The following is an 8,993-nucleotide window of genomic DNA, read 5'->3' on the forward strand; positions in this document are numbered from 1 at the left end:
GCTGCGCCTCGCCCTGCGCATCCTCGCCGCCGCCGCCTTCGTCGCCGCCGCGTTCGCGCTGTACGGCGGACGCGGCGTCGCCGAGCGCTTCGTCGGCACGCGCCTGTGGATGCGCCTCGCGCCGCGCGCGCGTGCGCTGTTCCCGGTGGACCGCGTGCCGAAGGCGCTGGCGTTCGGGCTGATCTGGGGCTGGATGCCGTGCGGCTTCGTCTACACCGTGCTGCTGCTGGCGTGGTCGAGCTTCGATCCGTGGATCAGCGCGGCGACCATGGTCGCGTTCGGGCTGGGCACGCTGCCGTCGATGCTGGCCGCGGCGTTCGGCGGCAGCCTGCTGCCGCATCTGCTGCAGCGCGCCCCGCTGCGCCGCGGCGTCGCGGCGGCGCTGCTGGCGATGGCCGGCCTGACCCTGGCAGGGCCGTGGCTGGCGCATCTCGGCGTGCCCGCCGCGCTGCTGCCGTTCGACTGCATCGGCGGCGCGCACTGAAAGGCTGTGAAAAAACAGCCTCTCGGGCGAGCCATGGATGGCTCGCGCGCGAAGCGAGCGCGTCAGCGCTCGCTTCGCGGGAGTGAGTCCGGACATGTGCCGGACTCACGACTGAAAAAACGCACAGGACGCGAGTTTTTTCACAAGCCCTGAGCCGCGGTGAAGCCGCCCTGAACCCGCCGCGCGGCGGTTAGATGGTTTGCTCCACTGCCGCAGCGCAACATGCGCGCATGACCGCAAGCTCCTCCGCCATCCGCGACCATTACGGCGCGCCCGCGCCGACCCGCGCCGCCGCGCTGCCGGCGCCGACGCGCGCGCGCTTCGAGCCGCGCGCGCCCCATCCGGCCGACCGCGGCGACCCGGTGCGCCTGGAGGACGGCCGCCTGCTGCGCCTGCGGCCGATCCGCGCCGGCGACGCCGCGGCGCTGCAACGCGCCTTCCGGCGGCTGTCGCCGGAAGAGGTGCGCATGCGCTTCCTGCACGTGCTGACCACGCTGTCGGACAGCGCCGCCGCGCGCCTGTGCGACATCGACTGGGAGCGCGAGGCCGCCTTCGTGCTGGCCGACGACGCGCCGCCGGAGCGCGCCGAGATCCGCGGCGTCGCCCGCATCTACGTCGACGCCGTCACCGAGAGCGCCGAGTTCGCCGTGCTGGTCGAGCACGCCTGGACCGGCCTCGGCCTCGGCGCGCTGCTGATGACGCAACTGATCCGCGAGTGCCGCCGGCGCGGCCTCAGGGAACTGTGGGGCTACGTGCTGGTGGAGAACCACCGCATGCTGGAGCTGTGCGAAGAGCTCGGCTTCGCGCGCAGCCTGGTGCCCGGCGACGCCGCCACGGTCAAGGTCGCGCTCGCCCTCTAGCGTTTCGGGGAAGTGCCGTTCCGCACTTTCCCGACTCGGCGCGTGCGGCACGGCTCCGAACCCGCTTCCGTCGGAACGACGGCCTGCCTCGTCGCTCCGCGCGCGATCCCTCGATCGACCGCGTCCGCAAGCCGTTCCCGCGGCCCGCCCGGGCCTTCGCGCTAGAATGGTCGGCCTTTCCCCTGCGCTGGCCGCCGACGGCGACCGGCGCCGCATTGCATTTGCGCGCCCATGCCCGACCTGCTGACGCCGCCGCTGCCGACCGATCCCAAGCAACGCCGCTACTGGGCGGCGCCGCACGGCTCCGCGCTGGCGCTGGCGGTGGCCGAGGCGGCGCGCCGGCACGCGGGACCGGTGGTGTTCGTCGCGCGCGACACCCACCGCGCGCACGCGCTGGAGGACGAACTCGCCGTGTTCGCCGGCGCCGATCTGCCGGTGCTGCATTTCCCCGACTGGGAAACCCTGCCCTACGACCTGTTCAGCCCGCACCCCGAGATCGTCTCGCAGCGCATCGCCACGCTGTACCGGCTGCCGTCGGTGCGCCGCGGCGTGCTGGTGGTGCCGGTGGCGACGCTGATGCAGCGCCTGGCGCCGCGCGGCTTCATCGCCGGCTCCGGGCTGGCGCTGAAGCTCGGGCAGAGGCTGGACCTCGCCGCCGAGCAGCGCCGGCTGGAATCCGCCGGCTACCGCCACGTGCCGCAGGTCGCCGAGCCCGGCGACTTCGCCGTGCGCGGCGCGCTGATCGACATCTTCCCGATGGGCGCGGCGGAGCCGTACCGCATCGAGCTGTTCGACGACGAAGTCGATTCGATCCGCACCTTCGACGCCGAAACGCAGCGCTCGCAGCACAAGGTCGAGGCGGTCGAGCTGCTGCCGGCGCGCGAGTTCCCGCTGACCGACGAGGCGGCGAAGGACTTCCGCAACCGCCTGCGCGAGCGCTTCCCGATCGACATCCGCCGCTGCCCGCTCTACCAGGACATGAAGGAGGGCGTCACGCCCGGCGGCATCGAGTACTACCTGCCGCTGTTCTTCGAGCGCACCGAGACGCTGTTCGACTACCTCGGCGACGACGCGCTGTTCGTGCTGGGCGAAGGCGCGCTGGAAGCCGCCGGTCATTTCCGCGCGCAGGCGCAGGAGCGCTACGAGCAGCGCGCGCACGACATCGAACGGCCGATCCTGCCGGTCGACGAACTGTTCCTGCCGGTGGACAGGCTGCGCGAGGCGCTGAACCGGCCGCTGCGCGTCGAGATCGTCGACGCCGGCCACGCGCACGCCGTCGCGCTGGGCACGCAGCCGGCACCGGAACTGCCGATCAACCGCAAGGGCGAGGCGCCGGCGGAGGCGCTGCGGCGCTTCCTCGACGCCTACCCCGGCCGCGTGCTGATCGCCGCCGAGACCGCCGGCCGCCGCGAGGCGCTGCTCGAGCAACTCGCCGCGGCGGAGATCCGCCCCGTGGTGACGGAAGGCTGGCGCGCGTTCGCCGACGGCGCGCAGCCCCTCGCCGTCACCGTCGCGCCGCTGCAGCAGGGTTTCGCGCTGACCGCGCCGGCGCTGACCGTGCTGACCGAGCGCGAACTGTTCGGCGAGCGCGTGCGCCAGGACCGCACGCGCCGGCGCACCGCCGCGCGCGATCCGGAAACGGTGATCCGCGACCTCACCGAGCTGGCGATCGGCGCGCCGATCGTGCACGTCGACCACGGCGTCGGCCGTTACCAGGGCCTGGTCACGCTTGACGTCGGCGGCATGCCCGGCGAGTTCCTCGCCATCGAGTACGCCAAGGGCGCCAAGCTGTACGTGCCGGTGGCGCAGCTGGCGTTGGTCAGCCGCTACACCGGCACCGCGCCGGAGCTGGCGCCGCTGCACGCCCTCGGCGGCGACGCCTGGGAACGCGCCAAGCGCAAGGCCGCGGAGAAGGTGCGCGACGTCGCCGCCGAGCTGCTGGCGATCTACGCGCAGCGCGAGGCGCGCGCCGGCACCGCGCTCGCCGTCGACCGCACGATGTACGAGCAGTTCGCGGCGACGTTCCCGTTCGAGGAGACGCCCGACCAGCTCGCCGCGATCGAGGCGGTGATCGCCGACCTCGCCGCGCCGCGGCCGATGGACCGCGTGGTCTGCGGCGACGTCGGCTTCGGCAAGACCGAGGTGGCGGTGCGTGCCGCGTTCGTCGCCGCCAGCGCCGGCAAGCAGGTCGCCGTGCTGGTGCCGACCACCCTGCTGGCGCAGCAGCACTACGACAACTTCCGCGACCGCTACGCCGACTGGCCGATCCGCGTCGAGGTGATCTCGCGCTTCAAGTCGAAGAAGGACATCGAGGCCGCACTGGCGAGGCTCGCCGACGGCCGCATCGACGTGATGATCGGCACGCACCGTCTGCTGCAGGCGGACGTGAAGTTCAAGGACCTCGGCCTGGTGATCGTCGACGAGGAGCAGCGCTTCGGCGTGCGGCAGAAGGAGCAACTGAAGAAGCTGCGCGCCGAGGTCGACCTGCTGACGCTGACGGCGACGCCGATCCCGCGCACGCTGAACATGGCGATGGCGGGCATGCGCGACCTGTCGATCATCGCCACGCCGCCGGCGCACCGTCTGGCGGTGAAGACCTTCATCGCCCAGCACGACCCGGTGCTGATCCGCGAGGCGTTCCAGCGCGAGCTGGCGCGCGGCGGCCAGGTGTACTTCCTGCACAACGAGGTCGACACCATCGAGAAGACCGCGCGCGAACTGCAGGCGCTGATCCCCGACGCACGCATCCGCATCGCCCACGGCCAGATGCCCGAGCGCGAGCTGGAACAGGTGATGCTGGACTTCCACCGCCAGCGCTTCAACGTGCTGGTGTGCACCACCATCATCGAGTCGGGCATCGACATCCCGACCGCCAACACCATCGTGATCAACCGCGCCGACCGCTTCGGCCTGGCGCAGCTGCACCAGCTGCGCGGCCGCGTCGGCCGCTCGCACCATCGCGCCTACGCCTACCTGATCGTGCCCGACCGCCGCGCCATGACCGCCGACGCCGAGAAGCGCCTGGAGGCGCTGGCCTCGCTGGAGGAGCTGGGTGCCGGCTTCACGCTGGCCACGCACGACCTCGAGATCCGCGGCGCCGGCGAGCTGCTCGGCGAGGAGCAGTCCGGCCAGATCCAGGAGGTCGGCTTCTCGCTGTACACCGAGCTGCTGGAGCGCGCGGTGCGCGCGCTGAAGAGCGGCAAGGTGCCGGACTTCGACCTCAGCAGCGAGCACGAGACCGAGGTCGAGCTGCACCTGCCGGCGCTGATCCCCGACGACTACCTGCCCGACGTGCACGCGCGCCTGACGCTGTACAAGCGCATCGCCAGCGCGCCCGACGCCGAGGCGCTGCGCGAGCTGCAGGTGGAGATGATCGACCGCTTCGGCCTGCTGCCGGACGCGGTCAAGCAGCTGTTCGCCGTCACCGAACTGAAGCTGCGCGCCACGCCGCTCGGCATCCGCAAGCTCGACTTCGGCCCCGCCGGCGGCCGCGTGATCTTCCGCGAAAAGCCCAACGTCGATCCGATGGCGGTGATCCGCCTGATCCAGCAACAACCGAGAACCTACAAGCTGGACGGGCAGGATAAGCTGAAGATCAGCATGGAGCTGCCGGGCGCCGCGGAGCGGCTGCGCGCCGCGCAGCAGTTGCTGGACACGCTGGCGCTGCGCCAGGCCGCATGAATCCTTCCCGCGAGGCGCCCTCCGTGATCGTCCGCGCCGAAACCGACGAGCAGATCCAGGCGACCTGCGCGGTGATGCGCCAGCTGCGCCCGCACCTCGACCCGGCGAACTATCTCGCCACCGTGCGCGCGCTGATGGCGAGCGACGGCTACCGCCTCGCCGCGCTGGTCGAGGACGGCGCGGTGCGCGCCGTGGCCGGTTACCGCTTCCTCACCATGCTCTACTGCGGCCGGATCCTCTCGGTCGACGACCTGGTCGCCGACGAGCGCGTGCGCTCGCGCGGCTACGGTTCGCGCCTGCTGAACTGGCTGAAGGACGAGGCGCGCGCCGCCGGCTGCGCCGAGCTGCAGCTGATCTCGCGGGTGACGCGCGAAGGCGCGCACCGTTTCTATTTCCGCGAAGGGCTCGGCATCGAGTGTTTCCATTTCCGCATGGCGCTGTAGCGCGGCGCCCGCTGCCGGGAAGACGGCGCCGCTGGCGGCGGCGCCGCGAACGCGCTAGCTTGCGCGATCCCGCCTTCGGGGAGACCGCCATGTGCCGCCCGCTCCGCGCCGTCCTGCTCGCCCTCGCCGCGCTGTCCGCCGCGCTGCCGACGCCCGCCGCCGAAGCGCCGCGCTACTACCGCGCCCCCGCGACCGCCGAGGCGGACCTGCCGTTCTCCGACGCGGTGCGCGTGGGCAACCTGCTGTTCCTGTCCGGCCAGATCGGCGTGCTGCCGGGCACGCTCGAGCTGGCCCGCGGCGGCATCGCGGCCGAGTCGAAGCAGGCGATGGAAAACATCCGCGCGGTGCTCGCCGCCAACGGCGCCTCGCTGGACGACGTGGTGAAGTGCACGGTATTCCTCGCCGACATCCGCGACTGGCCGGCCTTCAACGCCGTCTACCGCGATTTCTTCAGGACGCACCTGCCGGCGCGCAGCGCGCTGGCGGCCAGCGGCCTGGCGATGGGCGCGCGCGTCGAGGTGGAGTGCGTCGCCGCCGTCGGCGGACGCTGAGCGGCGACGGCGCCGCGCTTTAACGCGGAGCTACGGCGTCCGCGTTACCTTCGAGGTCCGCCGCGCCGGCGGGGTCGCCGCGCGCGCCCCTCCGCGCTGCCGCGAGGCTCGCCATGGCGCACGACGCACCGCCGCTCCGCATCGACGTCTGGTCGGACTTCGTCTGCCCGTTCTGCTACATCGCCGACCTGCGCCTGCAGCAACTCGGGCGCGCGCGGCCGCTGCGCGTGATCTGGCACGCGTTCCAGCTGCGTCCGCCGGGCGCGCCCGGCGTGACGCCGGAGAAGCGCGCGGCGATCGAAGCCTCGCGGCCGCGCCTCGCCGCCGAATTGCGCCGCGAATTCGGCGTCGAGCTGCGCCCCGGCCCGGTCGGCACGCGCACCCACGCCGCCCACGCGCTGCACCGTTACGCCGTAGGCAACGGCCGCGGCGAGGCGATGCGCGCGGCGCTGATGCGCGCCTACTGGCTCGAGGCGCAGCCGATCGACGCCGCGGACGTGCTGCGCGCGCTGGCCCTGGAGGCGGGCCTCGATGCCGACGCGCCGCAACGGGCGCTGGACGACGAGACCAGCATGGCCGCGGTCGAGCGCGACATGCGCCTCGCCGACGGCTTCGGCATCGGCGGCGTGCCGACGCTGATCTTCGGCGAACAGTACCTGGTGCAGGGCGCGCAGCCGTACGCGGTGTTCGAGCATGCGGCGGCGATGGCGGACGGCGCGCGCGCGGCGGGCGGCTGAGCGCGCCGCGGCGGCTCCGCCACTGGACCTTGGTCGACCAACCTAAGTCACTGTCCAGGACGGCCGGCGGCCGCCCACAATCGCCCGCACCTCCACCGCGGGATCGATCCATGCGCCCCACCCTGCTGCTCACCGCCCTGCTGGCCGCCGCCGGCACGTTCGCGGCGCCCGCCGCGCCCGCCGCCGACGCCGCCCCGGACGACCGCATCCTGCAGCCGATGGACGTGTTCAGGCTGGAATGGGCCGACGCGCCGCAGCTTTCGCCCGACGGCCGCTACGTGGTCTACGAGCGCAACCGCTTCGACGTGATGAAGGACCGCAAGCGCACCAGCCTGTGGCTGGTCGACGCCGAGGGACGTGTGCAGCGTCCGCTGACCGACGGCGAGACCGACGCCGGCGACACCGCCTGGTCGCCGGACGGGCGCCGCCTCGCCTACGTCGCCCGCACCGAGGGCAAGGCGCAGATCTTCGTGCGCTGGATGGATTCGGGCGCGACCGCGCCGATCACCCACCTCACCGAATCGCCGCACGACCTGCGCTGGTCGCCCGACGGCAAGTGGATCGCCTTCACGATGCGCGTGCCGGCGGAGGAGACGCCGCTGGCCAAGCTGCCCGCCGCGCCCAAGGGCGCGCAGTGGGCGGAGCCGGCCAAGCTGATCGATCGCGTGATCTACCGCATCGACGGCGGCGGCTACGTCGATCCCGGCTACACGCACGTGTTCGTGGTCGCCGCCGACGGCGGCGCCGCGCGCCAGGTGACGCAAGGCAAGCACGACTTCCGCGGCGCGCCGGCGTGGACGCGCGACGGCAAGGCGCTGATCGTCTCCGCCAACCTCGACGAACGCTGGGAGTACGAGCCGCTGGAGAGCGATCTCTACCGCGTCGACGTCGACAGCGGCGCGCTCACCCGCCTGACCGACCGCAAGGGCCCGGACCGTTCGCCGGTGCTGTCGCCGGACGGCACGCGCGTCGCCTACCTCGGCTTCGACGACCACGGCCATCCGTACCAGCCTTCGCACCTGTACGTGCTGGACCTGAAGACCGGCAAGCGCAGCGCGCTCACCGAAAACGTCGATCTCGACCTCGAGGATCCCGCCTGGGACGGCAACCGCGGCCTGTACGTGCACTACGACGACCACGGCGTCACCAAGGTCGGCTGGGTCGGCGCCGGCGGCGGCAAGGTCGAGGTCGTGACCGACGACTTCGGCGGCACGGCGATGGGCCGTCCGTACGGCGGCGGCGCGATGTCGGCCGCGGCCGGCAAGGTCGCCTACACGCGCGGCACCGCCTACCGGCCGGCCGACGTCGCCGTCGTCGCGCGCGGCGGCAAGCCGCGCGTGCTGACCGACCTCAACGCCAACCTGCTCGACCACAAGCGGCTGGGCAAGGTCGAGGCGATCGACGTCAAGTCGTCCGCCGACGGCCGCAACGTGCAGGCGTGGATCGTCACGCCGCCCGACTTCGACCCGGCGAAGAAGTATCCGCTGCTGCTGGAGATCCACGGCGGCCCGTTCGCCAACTACGGACCGCGCTTCGCGCCGGAAACGCAGCTCTACGCCGCGCACGGCTACGTCGTCGTCTACGCCAACCCGCGCGGCAGCACCAGCTACGGCAGCGAATTCGCCAACCTGATCGAGAACGCCTATCCGAGCCGGGACTACGACGACCTGATGAGCGTGGTCGACGCCGTGATCGCGCGCGGCGCGATCGACACCGGCAACCTGTTCGTCACCGGCGGCAGCGGCGGCGGCGTGCTGACCGCGTGGATCGTCGGCCACACCGACCGCTTCCGCGCCGCGGTGGTGGCCAAGCCGGTGATCAACTGGTACAGCTTCGTGCTGACCTCGGACTTCTACACGCTGTTCTCGCGCTACTGGTTCCCCGGCGTGCCGTGGGAGAACGCCGAGCACTACCTCAAGCGCTCGCCGATCAGCTACGTCGGCAACGTGAAGACGCCGACCATGCTGATCACCGGCGACGCCGACCACCGCACGCCCTCGTCCGAGGCCGAGCAGTTCTACCAGGCGCTGAAGCTGCGTCAGGTGGACACGGCGATGCTGCGCATCCCCGGCGCCTCGCACGAGATCAACACGCGCCCCAGCAACATGCTCGACCAGGTGCTGTACACGATCGGCTGGTTCGAGAAGCACCGCGCGGGCTCGTAAGGCGACGCCCGCGGGCGGCGACGCGGCCGCGGCGCGTCCCCGCCCGGCGGCGCGCGCCCGGCCGCGCGGCGG

Annotated in this window: 7 protein-coding genes; all 7 read left to right on the plus strand. The window is 72.6% G+C overall.

The annotated features are described in order from the left end of the window. Positions 1-484, plus strand: a 484-nt coding sequence (locus MBSD_RS10350; protein WP_187300636.1) for a sulfite exporter TauE/SafE family protein, incomplete at its 5' end; no start/stop codon positions are given. 230 nt (positions 485-714) lie between these two features. Further along, positions 715-1,344 (plus strand): GNAT family N-acetyltransferase, encoded by a 630-nt coding sequence (locus MBSD_RS10355; RefSeq protein ID WP_062537260.1) that lies wholly within the window; start codon positions 715-717, stop codon positions 1,342-1,344. 231 nt (positions 1,345-1,575) lie between these two features. Then, positions 1,576-5,025, plus strand: coding sequence for a transcription-repair coupling factor (gene mfd / locus MBSD_RS10360; RefSeq protein ID WP_062537261.1), 3,450 nt, complete (start codon positions 1,576-1,578; stop codon positions 5,023-5,025). A 23-nt stretch (positions 5,026-5,048) separates the two neighbouring features. Continuing rightward, a complete protein-coding gene (locus MBSD_RS10365; protein ID WP_062537264.1) occupies positions 5,049-5,468 on the plus strand; it encodes a GNAT family N-acetyltransferase in 420 nt (139 codons plus the stop codon). Between the two features lie 89 nt (positions 5,469-5,557). After that, the gene (locus MBSD_RS10370) at positions 5,558-6,019 is read left to right on the plus strand and encodes a RidA family protein (protein WP_082306603.1); all 462 of its coding nucleotides are present in this window, start codon (positions 5,558-5,560) and stop codon (positions 6,017-6,019) included. A gap of 113 nt (positions 6,020-6,132) precedes the next feature. Beyond that, the gene (locus MBSD_RS10375; protein ID WP_062537262.1) at positions 6,133-6,756 is read left to right on the plus strand and encodes a DsbA family oxidoreductase; all 624 of its coding nucleotides are present in this window, start codon (positions 6,133-6,135) and stop codon (positions 6,754-6,756) included. Between the two features lie 110 nt (positions 6,757-6,866). Next, positions 6,867-8,921, plus strand: a complete 2,055-nt coding sequence (locus MBSD_RS10380) for a S9 family peptidase (RefSeq protein WP_062537263.1) — start codon at positions 6,867-6,869, stop codon at positions 8,919-8,921. Positions 8,922-8,993: the final 72 nt, after the last annotated feature.

Origin of the sequence: Mizugakiibacter sediminis (genome assembly GCF_000953855.2) — a bacterium.
In the GTDB taxonomy this organism is placed as follows: Bacteria; Pseudomonadota; Gammaproteobacteria; order Xanthomonadales; family Rhodanobacteraceae; genus Mizugakiibacter; species Mizugakiibacter sediminis.

Excerpts from the sequence above, each read along its gene's own strand:
- MBSD_RS10355 (WP_062537260.1), top strand. The coding sequence starts at position 715 with ATGACCGCAAGCTCCTCCGCCATCCGCGACCATTACGGCGCGCCCGCG.
- mfd (WP_062537261.1), top strand. The coding sequence starts at position 1,576 with ATGCCCGACCTGCTGACGCCGCCGCTGCCGACCGATCCCAAGCAACGC.
- MBSD_RS10370 (WP_082306603.1), top strand. The coding sequence starts at position 5,558 with ATGTGCCGCCCGCTCCGCGCCGTCCTGCTCGCCCTCGCCGCGCTGTCC.
- MBSD_RS10375 (WP_062537262.1), top strand. The coding sequence starts at position 6,133 with ATGGCGCACGACGCACCGCCGCTCCGCATCGACGTCTGGTCGGACTTC.
- MBSD_RS10380 (WP_062537263.1), top strand. The coding sequence starts at position 6,867 with ATGCGCCCCACCCTGCTGCTCACCGCCCTGCTGGCCGCCGCCGGCACG.